Raw genomic sequence first — 19,452 nt, forward strand, 5'->3', positions numbered from 1 at the left:
CGCTACTTTCCCATTTGTACCTGCTCGGCGATTTTTTTGTTGATCGCATCCTCCGCTTCTCGAAGAGCCGTATTGGCGTCCTTCTTTTGCTCGTAGTAGTCTTTAAGCGTTTTGCCCCAAAGTTCGTCCTTGGCGATAGCGTCGAATCGGGTCGCTTTGATCGGCTTGCCGATCGTTTCCTTGAAGAAGGCGCCCATATTTTTTCCTTGGATTCCTTCCATATCTGCAGCGAACGCCTTCATTGCGGCCGGATCGTTTATGATCGGCATTTTGCCGCTCTTGGATTTCACGATTTGTACTTCGGGCGACAGCAGAAACGCCATAACCTGGAACGCCGCGTCTTTGTTGGCGCCGCCGACAGGGATGGAATAGAACGGGGCGATAAGCTGGGACCCGCCGCTCGTGCTGCCGGCGTACACCGGCACTGACGCTACATCCCAGTCCAATCCCGCTTTGACCGCTTCCGGAATTCCGGACAAGATGTTAGGACCTACGCGCATCGCCAAAATTTGCGTCTTCAAGAAATTATCCGTATCGCCGCCGATAGGCTCGTTGCCCGGGATGCTGTAAAACCGGCCCATCGTTTCCAGAAACCGTTTCCATCCGTCGTTTTGGACGAGCGCCTTGTTCGTCTGCGCGTCGACGACCGGAAGACCGAGCTGATTTTTCCAGGTCAAGTTCTGATGCTGAAACTGGAAGCCTTTATACTGAACCCCGCCGTCCTGCTTCGTTACCCGTCTTGCCAGCTCGTACACATCGTCCCACGTCATGCCGTCCTTCGGGTACGGAACGCCGAACTTGTTGAAAATCGATTTGTTGTAAAACAGGACGCTGCTGTTCAACTCGTAAGGAAGCGCCAGCAGCTCTCCTTTATCGGAATAGCTTCTCATCGACTCCACTACTCCGGGGATGTACTGGTTCAGATCGAATTTGTACTTGCCGATGTAAGGGGTCAAGTCGGACAGCAGTCGAAGGTCGAGCAGCTTCCAGATCGATCCCATGGAATGATTGATCAGATCGAGCTGCTGACCGCTGGCCACCACGTTTTCGATCCGCGTATCTTTGCCGTTTTTGATGATGTTGAGCGTAATATGAGGGAACTTCTTCTGCAGCAGCTCCTGCTCCATGTCGATCGTCGCCGATGCGTCGGTGAATACGTTCAACGTCACCGGCTTCGGAGGCTCGTTCGTTGGCGGTGCAGCCGGATCGTTTTTGTTAGCGCTCCCATTATTGCCGGAACATGCCGACAACAGGACGAGCGCCATGCCAGCCGTTATCCATCTATTTTTCATCAATGAAGATCGACTCCCCTTTTGTCTAATTTTCAGTGCTTTGGCAACCGGCAGCTTTACGGCGTCGGAACAGTTGCCCCAACTGCATAATTGCCCGCCCCGGCGAATCGGTCGTGCGGTTTGTTGTTGTCGTACAAATTCCAGGACGTATTGCCGCTCGCCCGGGCGTTGCAATTTTTGTCGATCAAGACTCCTTTCATTTTGTAAAGGGCGTCCGGCGAATTGAATTGCGTATTGTTGTTGAATATCGCCACCGATGTTTCGTCGCGCATATACAGCCTGACCGAAGTGCCCGAAGACGCTGTAGACTCGGACACGTTGTCCTGAAATACATTGTCCGAAATGATTACCGACAAAATATTGTTCTCGGAGGTGGCCGCAGGATATCCTCCGCTAATGCCGTAGCTTGCATTGCGGATAAATTTGTTGTTCGTGATCGATACGCCGTCAATCAAAGTGAACATGGTTAGTCCGACACTCGCATTATCGCAGAACAGGTTGCCGCGGATCGCATCCACATTTTTGCGGACCATCCGCATGCCCGTTATATTCTGGCTAAACGTATTGTTCGTCACCAATACGTTCGTATTGTCCTCCGCATCCGCATTATTGTTGAAATTCAGTCCTGTTTTGTTGCCGATGATCCGGTTGCCGTCCACCAGCACATTTTTGTTGCCGCTTCCTCCGAAAGTTACCCCGTACGTGCCCTCGTTGTTCTCGATCGTGTTGTTGCGGAGCACGATGTTTTGGCAGCTGCCGTACCATCCTTTGTTCGGCTCGACATCGACTCCGGCTCTGGGGGCCGTGCCTTGAATTTTACCGGCATCGCTGATGCGGCAATTCGAAACGGTGACGCCATCCGCCGCCACGATCGAGATGTTGTTTCTGCGGCAAAAGGTAAGGATGCAAAAATCGATGAGAATCTGCTTGCTGACCGCCACCGTACCGGTAGAGGCGGGGCCGGAGTAGATCCCGCCTACGTAAATCCCGTCGGTCATTCCTTCCGTTAAGGTACAATGGCGGATCTGAACGTCTTCGCATTTTATGATGCTCAGGCAGGAATGGAAGCTTTCCGCGCCGGAACGCGCCTGCCGACCGGACAAGTTGCCGTGGAGGACAAGCCCTTCCAGACGAATATGCCGGCAGTTTTTCAGAAGCATGTTGCTGTGCTTCATGTCCCTGTTCTGGATGTCCGGCGTTCCGTTCTTGAATTTGAGCGTTGCCCCGGATGAGACGATGGCAATATGGTTCCGGTTTTCCATCGTGATTCCTCGGCTTTCCATCGCGTAGAACGACGCCGTCGGCGGAATGATCAAAGTGCCTCCGCCCGGCGGAATCGCATCGAGAGCGGCCTGAATGGCGGGAGCGTCATCCGCTGTCCCGTTCCCCGCAGCGCCAAACCACGATACGTTCACCTCGTTGCCCGCGACGATTCGCTTAAATCTGGCTCCGCCGGCCGAGACTAGAACCGTTCCCGTATTGTCCGGAGATGCGGAATCCGCGGAGTCGTAATAGAAACATCCCTCCTTTCCGGGGTCGCTTACATAGTACACATCGTCCGTTTCGGGAACTGTCATCTGTCTCAGCTCGGCTATCGTGACAGAAATAACGAGGCTCGTGTTCAACAGCCCGGGAAGACGTTTCCTCAACCGATTGCCGTATACATCATCCGTTACCCCGCCCGTTTCTCCGAAAACGCTGCCGCCCATCCCCAGCATTTCCGCCGTGACCGCTGCAGCCCCCGCCACTCCGAGCGAAGCCAGCAATTTTCTTCTGCTCAGCTTCGGTCCGGCTTCGGGCCCGGAGACCGAGATGTTGCCCCCATTGCCGCTTTGCGTATCATTTTTGTTTCCGTTTTCAAACATTACTTACTCCTCCTTTAAATGAGCATGAGCTTAAGCGTTACTATTCGGTGTTAAGGCCATTATAGCTACGCGGACCTTTCATTTCTTTGGTTTTTAGAACGACGTTTTTGTCTTTTAACCCGAAAAAACGGCGGCGCATGATGTGTACTAACGGTTGCTTGAACCTTGTTTATTAACTAAAAAAAGTACAGTCTCCTCATTTTTCATGAGAAACTGTACCCTTTTAGGTTTAAGAGACTTTTTCAGGTATTACAGAAGCAGGTACTTGAAGGCTGCCGTGATCAATCGCGCATATACTCTTCCCGATTGCCATAATGTAAAATTTGTCCGGGTTGACCCAGGGAAGCATACACCTGTTCCGTCCACTCGAATCGATCCCACTTCTTGCCGATGACAACGATTTTCGCCGGCCATAACAATGCGGCAAGCTGCGGAATATCTGCATGGCGAAGAATATTGATGATTTCAAAGCCTTCGCCCAATTGAGCGTGATCATCGGTATGCCTGAATGATGAAGGGATGTCCTCAAGCACCAAAGTCTCGATCCCGCCAACCAGCAGGGCGACAAGCATTGCTACAATGGCGGATTCGCCTTGGCCGGCCAACAGCACGCGATGCGAGTCAACCTCCGGCATCCGACGCAATATGTCCAAGCCGCACAGCATATCCCCGATGCGCATTTCCGTTACGGTCCGTCCCGTCAGTGCAGCCGCCCGGCGAATATGCCAATTCAGTTCCGCTCCCCATGCCGAATCGCCGGTCCCCCGCACGTCGATGCGTCCGCGAAGCCAGTCCTCCTTCAACCCGTTCAGCACGTCATAGGCATCCTCCTCTTTGCGGTGGCGGGACTGACGGATACAGACGGCCAGCGGGTGATTGCCGTTTTCGTTCAACAGCCCCCGGAGCTCGCCCATAAGACGCCATTCCGCTTCAGGGGAAAACGAAAATTTCCGGGCGAACGATGTGCCCGCCCAATACTCCTGCTCGATGCTCCATGGAGCTTCCGATGGCTTGGCGGGAATCGTATTCAAGCATTCTTGGCGCAAACCCGCCAATATCGTCGCTTTGACGGCTTCGAATTGACTTGCTGTGCGGATATCCGGCAGCGGCGGCGATGGAATGAACCACTCTTGCACCGTTGTCACGCGATTTTGTGCCGGCGGCTTCCCGTTGTAGACGAGGAGCTGTACTTCCTTAAGCGTAATCCCGTCCACATCCTCCACGGATTCCGGCGTTGCATCCTTACCCGCAAGATGGGTCAAGAACCAGCTCAAGATGCGTTTGCGCGATTCGGGTGTATACATATGCTGGGCGCGAAAGGCGCACAGATCCAGCTTGTCCTCATACCCGAGCTTCCGGTACAATTCTTTCAGCTTTTCATAGACATGCCGTACGGATTGTATTCGAAACACCCGGTCCCGATCGGGCGCCACGATCAGCACCGGACGAGGAGCGGCTAAAGCGTAGCTCTCCGCGGACGACCAGTCGTCGGGATTGTTCGGAAAATTGCAGTCGCAATGATAATCGAGCGTTCGATCGTAAAGGTGGGACGCCAAGTCGCCGGTGCCCGATGACGATGCCATCGCTTTGATCCGATCATCGGCGCACGTCAGCCACCAACTGATCGACCCTCCGCCGGAATGTCCCGTGACGCCAAGCCGATCCGGGTCGACCTCGTCCAGACCGCACAATACATCCAAACCGCGAATCGCATTCCATACTTCGGCCGCCGCCGGCGTATAGCCTGCACTGACCCAATCGAACCTCCCTTGCGAGTAGGTTCCATGGTGCACCCCGCGCACCTCTCCCAATTGAATCGTATCCAGCACCAGCGTCACGAAGCGCTCCTGGGCAAAACGACGCGCATGCGTCTGATAGTGGACCTTTTGCCCTGCATGATGACCGCATAAATAAAGCACGGCCGGAGCGGGCTCCTTCAAGTCGTTTGGCACATACAGATTCGCCGTCACATACAGACCCGGCAAGCTCTGAAAATGCAGCTTGTCGATCCGGTGGGTCCCGCAGTCGACAGATCCGGTAATCGATATGTGCAATGGCGTTCGTTCTTGTGCCAAATACACATCAATGCCCAGCATCTCGTGAAATTTTCGCTGTCTGTCCTTGCGCCAGTTCTCGAATGATTCCGGCGTGCGGAAGTCCGGAAACGCCCGTGCCGACGCGGCGCGAGCCTGTTTATTCAAATAATCTTTCATGCTCATGGGGGGATCATCCCTTCCTTTCCGACCTTCCGGCAGCATCAAATTATTTGCGTTTGAATTCGGCAATGGCTTTTACCGCTTCCTCTTCGGCCGCTCTCAGCGCGGTGTTCAAATCCGTTTGGCCGAGCGAAGCCGCTTTAAAATGTTTTTGGTAGATCGCATTCAATTGCGAGTAATAGGCCGGTCTGAGCGCAAGTGGGGCGAATTCGCGATAGACGAGCGACTGCCAATTCCGGTCTTTGTAGATCGAATCTTGGCCGAGTTGCCGTGTTACCGCATCGCTGGTCAAGATCGGCGTGTAGCCTTTGCGCGCCAGAAACTGCTGGTGCTCATCGGACAGCAGGTAACGGATGGCGATCATCGCCGCGTCTTTGTTTTCGGCCATCGAAGTTATGCCGAACAGCTTCGGATTCGCCATGCTGCCAACCCCTCGTTGGTTCGGGAATTCCGGCAGCGCCGCCATGTCCCAGTCCAGCCCTTTGAGCTGCTCCTCCCAGACGTTGATCAAGCCGGATTGATAGGCGAACATCGCCACCGTTTGGTCGTTGACGAACATTTCTCTAGTCGGAATGCCATTGATTGCTTTGGCGCCATCCAAATATCCGGGGATCTTGTTCGGTCGGTCGTAAAAGTAATCATAAAATGTACGCCATCTTTCGTCCCGGTTAATGGTAGGCGTATCGGTAGCGATATCCGCCATAGGGATAGACAAAGGGTTCATTCCTTGAATGGTGCTCGAATTTGTCCCGAAGCCGAAATACTGGACGCCATTTTCCTTGCGTGTCAATAGCTTCGCCTTCTCCAGCATCTGATCCCAGGTCATGCTATCCACCGGATAGGAAACTCCGAATTTGTCGAACAACGACTTGTTGTAGTAAAGCACCATCCCTTCCAGCTGCACTGGCAGGAAATACAGTTTTCCGTTGCCTGAGCTTTGCGTGACATAATCTACGGACGCCTTGTCCAATCGGTTCAGATCAATTTTATGCGTCCGGATCAGTCCGCTCATATCGAACTGGATGCCGGCCGGAAACGCCTGCGATTCGAAGAATCCCGGACCTTGCATAAAGACGTCGAATCGCGTCTTGGAAGCAAGCAACGTGTCGAGAGTTTGTCCGCCTGCGCCGCTCAATATATATTTGATCGTATACTGAGGGAATTTTTTACGCAACGGTTCTCCGTAAAGCCGATTGAAATTTTCCTCGGAATCTCCGTTGGACGTGTAGAATACGATCTCGGCCGGCGCCGCTTCGGCTTCCATTAAAGCATTTTCAGCCGTATTTCCGTCCTTGCCCGTACCGCTGTGCTTTCCACAAGCGACTAGCAAGGCCGGGATGACCAATGTCGAAATGAACGCGGCTTTCCTGTTCATGGCATACTTCTTCCCTTCGATACAATTTTTCAGCAATCTTAACCCTCAATAGCCCCGAAAGCTTTAAACTCGGCGAGCCCCGTCCCCACGTATTGAAATTTCGCCGTGCCATCGGCAGCCGTTCCGGAAGAATGGCTTGGCGCCGAGAGGCCGGACACTCCCGCTAAGGTACATTTATATACACGGTCCGAAGCATGTACGACGACTCCCGCGGCGTATGTCTTCGCCGGTGCCCAAGCGTCCGTGGAAGCATAACCGGCGGAAACGCAAACCCAACCGATCTCCCCGCCGGAAACCGGATTCGTATTGTAGACGATGTCCCGTCGGGACCACATATGGCCGCCGCCAGGGATGGCATCTCCATAGGTAACGACCGGCGCAACCGAGTTCGCCGGATGCGTAAACCGGTTACCGAGCAGCAGGGGGCTCGGTTCTCCCGATGTCACCAGCATGTCTTCGGATTGCGCATTGACGGATACATTTCCGATAAGAACGGCCTTCTGATAAGTCCGGATCGAGCGCTGCGCGCCGCGGAACACATTGCCTACGGCGAGCGAATTCGCATACGCCAGAGATAGTCCTGTAGCGCCGCCTTCGAAATGGTTGAACGCGAATACCGGTTCCTTCAACGAATTCGTCCCTCCGGCTACGCACGGATTCGCCGTTCCTTCCGTCCGGAAGCTGTTGCCGAGCAGAAGGAAGCCTTTGCCTCCACCGGGCTGCATAGTCAGATTTGCCGCATAATTGTTCGCCTGCACTTCGTTGCCGATCAGTTTAATATCATTCGTGCTCGATCCGTTGGCATTCATGAAAATCCCGTTGCGCGTTCCGCGGATATGGTTATGATGGATCGAACATCGCGTCACGCTCTTCCCGATATAGATCCCGCCGCCGACAAGACCCTTGTTGATGTTGCCGATCATATTCCCGCTAATAAGCGTATCGTGCGCATATTCCACGCTGATCGCCGCCTCGTAAGGGTCCGTGGCCGCATCGTTGCCGCAGTCGCTAATAAAATTGTTGACGACCGAATTGGAATGCGTGTAATAATATTGCCCGCCTTCTCCGGTGCCGTGCACGTTTATGCAAGCGAGGCGCGTCGCCGAATCGGTCAAGTACATGTCCGGCTTGCCTCCGCCTGCTATCGTATTGTTCGAGGCGACATTGCGATGCGTCCCCTTGTCGAAATCGATCGAGGATAATGTCTTGCCTTCAAAATGGCAGTTCACGATTTTATTGCAGCGCGTGGCTCCTCCCGCCAGTTCGATCACATTCCAGGAATATTCACCTTCAAACCGGCAAGAATCGATGACGACTTGCTCCACATAATGATCGAATTCCGGCTTCATCTGCAGCCAATCGGAATGTAACCGGATACAAAAACCTACTCCGGCAGTACCCTTTTGGATGAACGTGCAGCGCACGATCTTGATGTTGCGGCACCCCCCGATACCGCCGCCCGTACCTGCATTCGTATCGCCGCTATCCTTGGCCGACAACAGGAGCACGGGACCTGACGGACGCCCGTAACCGATATCGTACCCGGCATCCCGGAATATCACGTTGTCGATCGTACAGTTTTGCGCATCGTTGACCAGCATCGTATAGCTGATGCGATGCTCGAACGGGTTGCGGCCCGAGCCATGCTGATCCAGCACAAGATCGCGCACCTCGGCAGCTTCGGTCCCGACCAGCTCCACCATGGCCCTGTAGCTCTCGTTCCAGCCCGACGTTTGCGACGCTTTCAAAATCGTTTGCGCCCCTTCGCCCTGCAGCACGACCGAGCTTTTCATTCGCAGCGAGTCGGTCAATATGTAGACGCCGCTCGGTATATAGACGACTCCGCCTTCGACACTCAAGCAATCGATTGCTTTTTGAATAGCGGACGTGCTATCCGTGCTGCCGTCGCCTTTGGCTCCGAACCAGCTGACCGTTATGACCTTATCGCAAATTCGTTTGAACCTTTCCCCGAGCGGCGCAACGATGACCGTTCCGTCATTGTCGACGGAGCCGGAGTCTTGCGGATCATAATAAAAGAAGCCTTCGCGACCGGGATCTGTAACATAGTATAAAAAATCGGGGGACGGGTCTGTGTTCGCCCGCAATTCCGCCATCGCCGTGCCTATACAAAGCTGCATACCGCCTAACCGGTTTTTCCCGTACACGGACTCGGTAACGGCTCCTCCGCCATGCAACGCACGGGCGTGAAGCATACTTCCTGATCCGAGCGCAATGGCCGCCATGCTCATCGAAGCGAGCAGTTTTCTGCGGCTGATCGCCGATTTCGGTTGTGTTCCTTCCTTCATGTCCAGCACCTCTCCCTGCAAAATGTGGGTTTTAAGCAGATGGGCTCTTACTTCTTGCTATCGGCAATCGCTTTGAGCGCTTCTTCCTCGGCGGCGCGGAATGCGGTATTGAAGTCGGTGTCCCCGACGGCGAGCGGAAACATTTGCTTCCGGTAGATGGATACGAGCTTGGCGTCATATTCGGTTTTGAGCGCGATCGGAGCCGGCTTATTTTGTAGGAACGCTCCATAATTTTTGTCCTTGAACTCGGTGTCCTGCCCTAGCCGCCGCTTCACTCCGTCCGTATTCAACACCGGGATCAGCCCTTTGCCGGCGATATGATTTTGATACGGTTCCGATACCATGTATTTCAATACTTTCATGGCCGCATCCTTGTTCCGGGTCAGCGAGGTCAGCCCGAAATACGTCGGCAGCAATTGGCTGCCCACCCCGCGCATATCAGCAAATTCGGGCAATGGCAAAATGTCCCACTTCATCGTTTTCAATTCCGTAGAGACGGAGGTCGGCAGCGTATTCAAATATACGAGCATGGCAAGGCTCCTGTCTTTCGCGAACTGGTTCAAGCCCGGCAAGTCCTTCAGCGTGCGCATGCCTTCCCGGTAGCCGGAATCCTGTGCGGGCCTGACGAATGCCGTATCGAACAGTGTACGCCAGCGCTCGTCCGAGAGGATCGTCGGCTTCTCCGTTCTCAGATCCGCGTGCTGGATCGACAACGGACTCATATTGACCAACGCATTGTAGGCCGCAAATCCGTAAAACTGCTTGCCTCCGTCCATGCGGGTCAGCTTCTTGGCGAGCTCGAGCACCTCGTCCCAGGTCATGCCCGCCTTCGGATACGGCACACTGAATGTATCGAACAGGTCCTGATTGTAGAAGAGTGCCAAGTTGCTGCTCAGGACGGGAATTCCGTACATGCTGCCTCCCGACGCCTGCTTCACCGCATCGACCACCGTAGGCTCCAGCAAGCTCAGGTCGATATTATGCTTCTTGATCAACTCCGTATTGTCGTCTCCCGCACTGCCGCAAGCGGACAATACCGCCGCAACGATAAAAAGAACAATGGACATCCTATAATGCCGTTTCAACTGGACTCCCTCCCCATTCGTGCATGATCCAGACCGGCGGCATTCATTGCCGCCAACAAAAACGTACCGGTTCGTCCGGCAAAATGGCAGCCGGCGCTTGCCTTCAAAGCTTATCTGGTCATGGCATCACCCCTTATCGAAGTTTACAAACGTTTTCTATATAAATAGCCGAAATTATTTATATTTTTACGCAAACGTTTGTCTAAATGAGATAAAAAAATGCCGCTTATTCGGTATCGCGGCTGCTTTTTACTTTAATCGGGCTCACCCCCTGTTACGTTCCGAATGGAGGCCGGGTCGACTCTCGAACCGTAAGAACGCCCTCGATCCTCCGGTCATTCCGATCGTTATTCTCCACGGCATCCGCCTGCGCAATCGTGTCCATCAAGCGATTTGCAAGCACATCGATATCCGGCCCGACCGTCGTAATCGATACCGGCAGCAATCGGTGCAGCTCGGGAACGTCATCGTAACCAACCAAAGACAGCTGTTCGGGGATACGCACCTTCGCCGCTTGGGCCAATCTCGCGAACTCGAACATCAGGCCCTGGGAGTCGACGATGACGGCCGTCGCCCTATCCTTGCGGTCCCTGTTCAAGTAGCCCGTAATTTTCGCTTCCATGTCCGGATCGCTCGGCCGGGTCACTACGATATCGTCGGGATTGTAGTCCCGGTCGAAGTCTACGAGTCCCTGCGTATAGCCGACCCATTTATCGGTCTTGGCCCCCATGAAGGCGATCCGCTCGTGCCCCAGCTCCGCCAAGTGCCGTACGGCTTTGCAGACGGCTCCTTTCCGGTCGATTTCCAGACAAGGCCCCTCCCCTGCGGAACGGCCCCCGACCTCCAAAACGGTACCGGGGAACGATTGCTTGGCGGCGATGAATGCGGCGGTCTGCTCGGTATATACCCAATGGATCACTCTGTCGATGAAATGCTCCTGAAAAGAGTTCAAAGCGTCCTCCGGCTTGGCTACGGACAGCATGATCCTGAGGCCTCGCCTGGATGCCTCCTCCTGAATCCGTTCGCTTAACCGATAGAAGAACAAGCCTTCGATTTTCGGCCAAATAATTCCGATGCAGTTCGTGGAACGGTCTACCATCCGCTTCGCCGCCAAGTTCGGAACATAGTTCATCTGTTCGGCGATAGCCCTAATACGAGCCCGCGTCTTCTCACTCACCCCGGGTTCGCCGTTAAGCGCCCTGGATACGGTGCCGTATGTAACGCCGGCTTGCTTGGCGATGTCTTTAATGGTGACCATCTCAGCCCTCGATTCGTGTATATGACTTCCAACTTTAGAATACACAAACGTTTGCGTATTTGTCAACGCCTGGTCACTTTCTCATTGTATAAGTTTAGCTTGGTTTCAAAACTACTTCTGGTATGCTCAAAATCCCGTGTCCACTTATACATCAGCACGACAAGGCCGCCACAGTTTTGGCAGCCTTTAGGAATGTGTCTTTGCTATCTTCATTCCGTAAAACGATACGATTTCATCTTCGACTAAGACATACTTGCAAGAAGCTCCTCAAGACGATCCATAGTCTGTTCGGCACCTGGGACGGCATATTCTTTCACCTTATCGAATACAGCAGCGTTTTCTTCAAAAACGGTACGATAAGTGAGTTTGGTCTTACCATTCAGATCCTCAAAGATTGCTGTCGCCAAAAAATGGGGAAATACATCATGTTTGAAGACGATTCGCTCAGGTTTATCGACCTCGACAAAGACATTGGTGTTGGGAAACTCAACGCCATCAGGACCGCGCATAATAAACTCCCATGTACCGCCCGATTTCATTTCAAACTTCTGAGTCGTTGTCGTAAAGCCTCGAGGTCCCCACCACTTCGACAGGTGCTCCTCTTTCGTCCAACAATCAAACACAAGATCGCGTGGAACATCAAATACACGGGTGATCACAATCTCGCGATCACCTACTTGTGTTGCGATTTTGTTGGTAGATTTGTTTTCGTTCATGTCCATCCCTCCAAAATGAATAACTCCTTTCAATCATAGCAAATAAGGGGAGAAAACAAAAAGAAGCGCTTGCGCGCTTAAAGGCTGTTCGGCAGAGCCGCAGTAACATAATCGGGCCGCTCACGGACGAAAACAGCCTCTTCATTGTTATATTCATATTTGCCTTACGATCATAAAATCGTTTTCCAATAGCACGCCACTCCCGGCTCGCCTCCGGCGTAAACAAGCTCCAGTTCGCCATCGCCGTCGAGATCCAGAACGCGTTTGAGCAGCCCCATACCAGGCACGATCTTGCCCGTATAGTGCAATCCGATCGGACATGTCGTTTTGAATACCCGAGCGGTTTGCCTGTCGGCACCGGACATGATGATCACTTCTTTATAACCGTCGTTGTCCAGATCGACGGCTTGAATCTCGATCATTCTATTCGTAGTCGCAGTCAACTCGTGACCGGTAATCGGCATGTTTTGTGCCTTTTCGAGGATCGGCAATCCATCTAGACCGACGCCTTTGTTCAGCAAATAGTAGACACCCGCTCCGGGATTCGGGTCTGTCTTGAATCCGCCTTGATAAGTCGCTCCGCCAACGAGCAAATCTTCCACTCCGTCTCCATCCAGATCCACAGCTGCTGGACATACCCGGTTATGAATCCGGACGACGTTTCCCTCACAGTCCTTCAACGGACCGGCGGACCGGAATTTGAATGTCCCGTTGCTCCCCGCATTACCTTCGTCAATAAGCAGATACAATAAGCCTTTGTCGCTTCCCGCAATGAGGTGCTGGCGTCCGCTGCCGTCGAAGTCCCATTTGGCCAGTTGATGAAAGCCGCTGTCCGGGGACTCCTGCCCGTCCGTTTCGCCCTCCATGCGGAAAACGCCGTTCTGGTCTTCCACGGCATTTCTTTCCGGAGCTAAATAAACGCCATCCTGCGTATCGATTATTTCGCGTATTTCTATATGAGTCCATGTACTGTCCGCCAAATATCGTTTCCCGGATCGCCGGTCTTTCAGCACTTCGGAATAATTGTATCCGGAGGTGACAACGTTACGTCCGCTGATCGGACCGATGCAGGCATATTCCGGAACCAGACCGCCCGACTGTTTGTTCTTGAGTCTCATAATGTGAGTTCCCGCCGTTAGCAGCAAGTCGTCGTTGCCGTCCGTTTGGTCCACGATCAGCTTCGCATGCAAAGAAAACAGCCCGAACATCGACTTGTCCAATCCGTCGATTTTGACTTCGCCCAAGTTTTTGAAAACGGGCTTTCCGTAGTCGGCGGTATTCACCCGCTGCAAATAGTACAGCTTCGGCAGTCCGTACCCGGCCAGAACGAGAAGATCGTCGGATCCGGTCCGCGGATTGTGATATAGCACAGGTCTTGCAAAAAAGCCCCGGAAGCGTTTGCCGTCCTCGATACCGTCCCCAAGCAAGAAGGGAACCCCGTTCTCGTCGCTTATTTTCTCTGCTGGCCGTATATATTGGGTGCCTAACGTTTCCAATAAGCTTTTCCCGTAAGCCGCCTTTGAATTTTCCAAAGGCTTCGTATACTCGGTGCCGGTATATTGCGGTATTCCTTCTCCGCCGCTTCCGTCAGGCAGCCACCAAAGGACGCCCGACATATCCCCGACAATCAGATCTATCGCTTGCCCGTCCGTGTTGGGATACGCCATCGGATAAATATAGTTGTAGAAGTTCAGGTCGATGTAGCCGTTCCCGTCGCCTATCGCATGAATCGGATTATCGTACGGAATATTGATCGGCAAACCCGACCGGCTGTCCTGTACTCTATCCACGTATTCGAACGTTATGTCCGGATATGTTCCTTTCCGCTCGAACAAATACAAGAACCCGTACCGGTCGGATACGATCAGATCGTCCTCGCCGTCCCGGTTCCAGTCGGCCGGGATTCCCATTGTCGGAACAAATTTGTTTTTGCATACCAGCTTCGGCGGAATGTCCAGCTCGTTGTCCTGCAACTGATCGGTTGGATAAAGATAGATCCCCGACCAAATTCGGCTGATCAGCAAATCTTTGGCCCGCTCTGCCGACCAACTGACCATCGATCCCGCCATTACAAGCCCGAACGCAATCGGGCCGTATTCGGTCTTTATCGGAATTTGTTCGCCGAACTGTATCATATGTTCCATCGAGGTTGTCATTCGAACCTCCTCCTTTTTAGTTTTAACATAACATTGACGCCCTTGACCGCCTCTGTGATAAAATAAATGCGACCGAGTTAGCTAAGGGGGGATACGAATGGCGCATTCGCGCGATGCGGCTGTCACCACATTCTGGGATCGTTTGAATATCAAGGTTCGCATCGGCTCGCTGCTGTTCGATGTTTTGCTCAACGACAATATCGTTCCCCGGCCGCTCGAGTACGTGCAAGAAAAGCATAATCACGCCGCCTACGAGCTTCAATTCATTTGGTCCGGTTCCGGTACACTGATCTTCGACGAAACGGAGCAGAACCTTGTAAGCGGTTCCATTCATCTGATCGGGCCGAACATCTTTCATGCGGTCAAGCCGGATAAGAACGATCCTGTAGTCCGCAGCACGCTTCGTTTTACATTCCGGGAAGATAACGAGAACGATCCTTTGTTCCCCCGGACGGAATCGGAGCAATTGGAAGCCGTGCTGTCCGGTGTCACCTATTGCCGGTTGCCCGTCCAAGCGGATCATGAAATGTTGTTCCGTCTTGTGGATGAAGTCCGGTTGGAAACCGAGTCTCCTCTGCTGGGTTCGTACACCAACGTGCGCAGTTTGTTCGCGCTGATCCTCGTTCGTGTCGCGCGAGCGATCCATTTGAATACTGGAACGAATGTCAAATATTCCATGCCAAGCAGGGCCAAGGACGATTTGCGCTCTCATATCATCGATATATTTTTCATGGGGTACAGGCAAAATCTGACTCTTGAAATGCTTGCCGGGCAATTGAGTTTAAGCACCAAGCAAGTCAACCGACTTCTCAAGAAGTACTTCCAAACCTCATTCAGGCAAAAGCTGCTCGATACCCGAATCGAAGTGGCGAAGGACCTGCTGCGGACAAGCGATCTGCCTATTGAAAAAATCGCCGAGGAAGTCGGCTGCGCCTCGACCCACCGTTTCTACTACCATTTTCAGCAGAAAATGGGGATGACCCCCGCCGAGTACAGAAGCAGGCATCAAGCCGATTTTTGCAATCCAGAGCCTTGATACAACGATCGGCTTCAACTCCCTTCGCTCCCAAGTGTAATGGAAAAAAACGCAAGTAACAATCAATTAAAGGGACATCTTTCGCCTGAAGATGTCCTGTATGAATCTATGTTCTTGTCCAGATACGGTAAAGGATATAGGTTCTTGTCCTGTTCCGAGAACAAGAACCTAAAATCCTTTGAATTAATCGTTTATCCAGCATCAGGTCGCTTCACTGGCAGCGTTAACGTAAAGGTCGTCCCTCCGGGTCCGCTGTTCGTCAATATCAGTTCGCCTCCCAAGGCGCGCGCAATCATGCGGCTGAAGGGCAGTCCCAGCCCGAGCCCCCTCACCCGCTTTCGCTTATCCTTGCCGCGATAGAACGGTTCGAATACATCCAATTGCTCGTCCGGCTCGATGCCGCATCCTGTGTCCTCCACCTGGATATGGATTTCCGCTCCGCCCGTGAGCAGCCGTACCCGGATCCGGCCTCCGCTATCCGTCGCATCCTGCGCATTGTTCAGCAGGTTGACCAATATTTGCTCGAGGCGGGCGGAGTCCGTCCAAATCTGCCGGTTACGCACTGCCCGATCCGCCTCGACAACCATTTCCAAACCGGCGAATGGCCGGCTGTGGCGCCAACGCTCGACGATATCCCTTACGGTCTCTTCCAGTTCGACAAGCTCCGCCTTCACTGCCGCCACGTTGCCGGCAAAGCTGTTAAAAGCGAGCAGGTCTTCGATGATATGATGCAGACGGTCGACCTGCTTCAGGCTGTTGTCCAGAAATTTCTCCGCTTCCTTCCCGGAAACGACTCCATCCTTCACCGCCTGAATAAGCCCGCTTATGGAGGCGACCGGTGTTTTCAGTTCATGCGTTACGCCGGCCAGCAATTGAGTGCGCGTCGCCTCGAGCCGGCTTAATCGGTCGGCCATCTCCTTGAATGCGTGCATCAATTGATGAATTTCCTTCTCAGACTGCTCCATGTTGAATTGCAGATCGTAATTTCCCGCTACAATCTGATTGGCGGCGTCGACCGCTTCCCGAATCGGTTTGACGAGGCGTCTTGTCAGCCAATAGACGATATACCAACCGCTTAACAAGAAACCGATCAGGGCTGCGATGCGAAATAGCTTGAATTCCAGCAACCCTTGCAGCACATTCGTTTTTGGCGATAGATAGAGGGCGTAACCGATGGTCCCGGAGGAAGTGGTCATCGGATGGACGGCCGTCAAATAAGGCATGCGGTTCCCGAGCGGCTCCAATTCGAACACTCGAGGTCTCACGCTCTTGATGTCGTTCAATCTGGCTTCAAGCTGAACGGTCTCCTGAGGGAGAACCGGCGGGTGATGTTGAACGACCTGTCCCTGCACATTCAGGATCGCCATGACCGGTCTTTCTCCCAGACCGTATTCCAGTATCCGATTGTTCAGGAAACGTGCAAGCGGTTCCCCCTCCGGCAGCCGGCCGCCATGCTTTATCGCTTCCTCGGCTATGTCCCGCGCCATCCGTTCGATCGCCTTGTACTGCATCGTTGCATTGTTCCTTTGGATCATGAACAAGGTCGCTGTTCCAATGACGATCATGCTGAGGAGCACCACGAGAAAATAACGGACGGACCAGGAGTACAGCAAAGATTTACGCTTTCGGTTTGACACGGAATTTGTACCCCAACCCTCTCATCGTTTCAATTTCCCCATCTTCGCCGGACCAATCCGCGAGCGCTTGACGGATCCGGCCAACCGCCAAATCTACGGCGCGGTCGATTCCTTCGTAATCCATCCCCCAAACCGCGCTGATCAATTGTTCCCGGTCGAACGATTGGTTCGGATGATCGGCAAAGAACAGCAGCAAAGAGAGATCGCGCGGCGGCAATCGCACTTGCCTTCCATTCAGAAACACTTCGCGCGAGCCGAAGTCAATTTTCAAGCCGCCGAAAAGAACCGTATCCTCGACCCTGACTTGAGGCCATCGTCGCAACACGGCCTTCACGCGGGCAACCACCTCATCCGCTATAAACGGCTTGCTTATGTAATCGTCGGCGCCGGCATTCAGTCCCCCGAGCCTGGAACCGATCTCGTTCAGTGCGGTAAGCATGATGACCGGACACGAGCTATGCGACCGTATATGCTTCAGAATGGTCCAGCCGTCGATATCCGGCAGCATCACATCGAGCAATACGAGCGATGGTTTCCATTGATGATACAAGAGGATCGCCTTCTCGCCGTCATCGGCTTGCTCAACCTCAAATTCCGCTCTTTCCAGATACCGCTTCAGCACCATCGAAATATCCGGTTCATCCTCAACGATGAGAATCCGTTTCAAAGCTGCAAACACCCTCCCTTTTCGCACCATGCGTTATTCTACATTTTATAGCAAAAATCCTCTCTGCCCGATACGTTCCAGATATATGGGGCTGGTATAGTTGAGTCTAATCGTAACCGCATATAAGAAGCGGCATGTTTGGAGGAGGAACGAATTCAATATGAGTGTGTTTCGGGAAAAAATATGTATCGTTACAGGAGGCGGGTCGGGACTTGGCAGGGCGCTGTGCCGTCAGTTGGCGGAACAAGGAGCGATCTTGACTGTCGCAGACCTCAATAAAGAAGCGGCTTACATGGTCGCGCGGGAAATTACGGACGAAGGCGGCAAGGCCGTTGCAGCTCCCGTAGACGTAACAATCCCGGAATCGGTGGAATCGCTTGTCAACCAAACATTGGAACGATACGGGCGCATCGATTACATGTTCAATAATGCAGGAGTCGCCGTCCTCGGCGAGTTTCGGGATTTGCCGCTTGCTGAAGTGAAGAAGGTGTTGAACGTCAATTTATCCGGTGTTCTTCACGGATCCTATACTGCCTTTCGAGTCATGGCGCGGCAAGGATTCGGACATATCGTCAACACCGCTTCCGGCTTCGGTCTTGCGCCGGGTCCGACCAATTTGCCGTACGTGACGTCCAAGTTCGGAGTTGTCGGGTTGTCGGAGACTTTGCGAGTGGAAGGTTTGGATTTGGGTGTCAAGGTGAGCACCGTTTGCCCCGGTTACATCCGTACCTCTTTAGTCGAGCATGTGCGTACTTACCGTGCCGACGCCAGGGACGTCCTTTCCACCCTTCCCGTGAGATTGGTTGAACCTGAGGAAGCGGCTCGCCTCGTACTGCGAAAAGTCGGGAAAAACCGCGCCATCATCGCCTTTCCTTCCTATGTAGGTTTGCTGACGTTCCTGTACAGGTTTGTCCCGGGCTTGTTTCTCCGTTATTCCCTCCGAACCGTCCGGGAATTCAGGAAATTCCGCAAACCCGATTTGGACGGAGGAGAATCAGATGGCTAACCTGATGATTGTCGATGATTCGAAGATCATTCGGCAACGATTGCGCGCCATTCTTGAGGATCTTGGACATTGCATCGTATCCGAGGCAGCGAATGGGAAAGAAGCGTTGGAGAACTACAAGCGGATGGAGAAAGAGATCGATCTGATTACGTTGGATATTGAAATGCCGGGCATCAATGGCATGGAAGTGATCCGTCTGCTCCGGGAGCACAACCCGTCGGCGGCGATCGTGATGATCAGCTCGGTCGAGGATCGCAGCAACGTGCTGAAGGCGATCCGACTGGGCGCGAAGCATTATTTCGTCAAACCTTTTACTGAAACGAAAATAAAAGAGGTTATCGGTAGAGTGCTTGGCTTCGATACGAACCCGAATCGGACAGAAGCCCTGCGAGAGAATCCTGAGGCGAACTTCCGGGTGCAGACGGCGCGCAGGATGGAAGACTCCGCGGGAGGGATGCTTTTGAAGTCGGAGAACCTTGAATCTCTGCCGTTTGAACTATTTCATATGGATGAACGCACCCTATTGATCATTCGCAGCCCGATTACCGATACGAATGCATATTTATTGTACCGATGTCTTCAAGGGTTGCTCTATTTCCGGAAAATGAAGTTTGTATTGGAGTTGTGGGAGCCGGTCAGGCATCGCGAAGGCGCCCGGTTGCTGCACGAATTTATTCAAGATGTCAGGAGCCGGCATGGAAAGGCTGCGGTGGTCACGGATGATACGAGGTATTATACCGAATGGCTTTCCGACCTGGGGGATGACGTCTATCGCGCGTATAAGGAAATCAAGTGGTAAGCGGCGAAACGGGAACGCCGAGTCCAAGGAGGGATGGC

The 19,452-nt window shown here is 53.2% G+C and carries 14 protein-coding genes; 3 read left to right on the forward strand and 11 right to left on the reverse strand.

The genetic code is table 11. The annotated features are described in order from the left end of the window. Positions 1 to 2 precede the first annotated feature (2 nt). The 9 genes from FE783_RS16545 to FE783_RS16585 all read right to left on the reverse strand — a co-directional run bounded on the left by FE783_RS16545 (position 3) and on the right by FE783_RS16585 (position 14,269). Positions 3 to 1,292 (reverse strand): ABC transporter substrate-binding protein, encoded by a 1,290-nt coding sequence (locus tag FE783_RS16545; protein ID WP_138880489.1) that lies wholly within the window; start codon positions 1,290 to 1,292, stop codon positions 3 to 5. A 56-nt stretch (positions 1,293 to 1,348) separates the two neighbouring features. After that, positions 1,349 to 3,157: a right-handed parallel beta-helix repeat-containing protein gene (locus FE783_RS16550; RefSeq protein WP_138880490.1), complete on the reverse strand. Its 1,809-nt coding sequence runs from the start codon at positions 3,155 to 3,157 to the stop codon at positions 1,349 to 1,351. A 281-nt stretch (positions 3,158 to 3,438) separates the two neighbouring features. Then, positions 3,439 to 5,376, reverse strand: coding sequence for an alpha/beta hydrolase family protein (locus FE783_RS16555; protein WP_158301852.1), 1,938 nt, complete (start codon positions 5,374 to 5,376; stop codon positions 3,439 to 3,441). A gap of 43 nt (positions 5,377 to 5,419) precedes the next feature. Further along, positions 5,420 to 6,748: an ABC transporter substrate-binding protein gene (locus FE783_RS16560; RefSeq protein WP_138880492.1), complete on the reverse strand. Its 1,329-nt coding sequence runs from the start codon at positions 6,746 to 6,748 to the stop codon at positions 5,420 to 5,422. A 38-nt stretch (positions 6,749 to 6,786) separates the two neighbouring features. Next, positions 6,787 to 9,054 carry a glycosyl hydrolase family 28-related protein gene (locus tag FE783_RS16565; RefSeq protein ID WP_138880493.1) on the reverse strand — a complete coding sequence of 756 codons (2,268 nt, stop codon included), beginning with the start codon at positions 9,052 to 9,054 and terminating at the stop codon, positions 6,787 to 6,789. A 47-nt stretch (positions 9,055 to 9,101) separates the two neighbouring features. Next, on the reverse strand, positions 9,102 to 10,139 hold the full coding sequence (locus FE783_RS16570; RefSeq protein WP_138880494.1) for an ABC transporter substrate-binding protein: 1,038 nt from the start codon (positions 10,137 to 10,139) through the stop codon (positions 9,102 to 9,104). A gap of 274 nt (positions 10,140 to 10,413) precedes the next feature. After that, positions 10,414 to 11,397, reverse strand: coding sequence for a LacI family DNA-binding transcriptional regulator (locus FE783_RS16575; RefSeq protein WP_138880495.1), 984 nt, complete (start codon positions 11,395 to 11,397; stop codon positions 10,414 to 10,416). Positions 11,398 to 11,639: 242 nt separating this feature from the next. Then, positions 11,640 to 12,113 carry an SRPBCC family protein gene (locus tag FE783_RS16580; protein WP_138880496.1) on the reverse strand — a complete coding sequence of 158 codons (474 nt, stop codon included), beginning with the start codon at positions 12,111 to 12,113 and terminating at the stop codon, positions 11,640 to 11,642. A 170-nt stretch (positions 12,114 to 12,283) separates the two neighbouring features. Continuing rightward, complete coding sequence (locus FE783_RS16585; protein WP_138880497.1) at positions 12,284 to 14,269, reverse strand: FG-GAP repeat domain-containing protein; 1,986 nt, start codon at positions 14,267 to 14,269, stop codon at positions 12,284 to 12,286. A gap of 97 nt (positions 14,270 to 14,366) precedes the next feature. On the opposite strand from FE783_RS16585, the gene FE783_RS16590 reads away from it, so the two are divergent. Further along, a complete protein-coding gene (locus FE783_RS16590; protein WP_138880498.1) occupies positions 14,367 to 15,305 on the forward strand; it encodes an AraC family transcriptional regulator in 939 nt (312 codons plus the stop codon). 191 nt (positions 15,306 to 15,496) lie between these two features. On the opposite strand, the gene FE783_RS16595 is transcribed toward FE783_RS16590, so the two are convergent. After that, positions 15,497 to 16,942, reverse strand: coding sequence for a HAMP domain-containing sensor histidine kinase (locus tag FE783_RS16595; RefSeq protein WP_138880499.1), 1,446 nt, complete (start codon positions 16,940 to 16,942; stop codon positions 15,497 to 15,499). Continuing rightward, positions 16,923 to 17,609 carry a response regulator transcription factor gene (locus FE783_RS16600; protein WP_138880500.1) on the reverse strand — a complete coding sequence of 229 codons (687 nt, stop codon included), beginning with the start codon at positions 17,607 to 17,609 and terminating at the stop codon, positions 16,923 to 16,925. The genes FE783_RS16595 and FE783_RS16600 overlap by 20 nt, the downstream gene beginning before the upstream one ends. A gap of 160 nt (positions 17,610 to 17,769) precedes the next feature. Here FE783_RS16600 and FE783_RS16605 point away from each other — a divergent pair, with 160 nt between their 5' ends. Together FE783_RS16605 and FE783_RS16610 are read left to right on the forward strand one after the other, a co-directional pair. Then, entirely contained in the window at positions 17,770 to 18,615 is an 846-nt protein-coding gene (locus tag FE783_RS16605) for an SDR family NAD(P)-dependent oxidoreductase (RefSeq protein ID WP_138880501.1), read from the forward strand. Then, a complete protein-coding gene (locus FE783_RS16610) occupies positions 18,608 to 19,414 on the forward strand; it encodes a response regulator transcription factor (RefSeq protein ID WP_138880502.1) in 807 nt (268 codons plus the stop codon). The genes FE783_RS16605 and FE783_RS16610 overlap by 8 nt, the downstream gene beginning before the upstream one ends. Positions 19,415 to 19,452: the final 38 nt, after the last annotated feature.

The organism is Paenibacillus mesophilus (assembly GCF_005938385.1).
In the GTDB taxonomy this organism is placed as follows: Bacteria; Bacillota; Bacilli; order Paenibacillales; family NBRC-103111; genus Paenibacillus_AB; species Paenibacillus_AB mesophilus.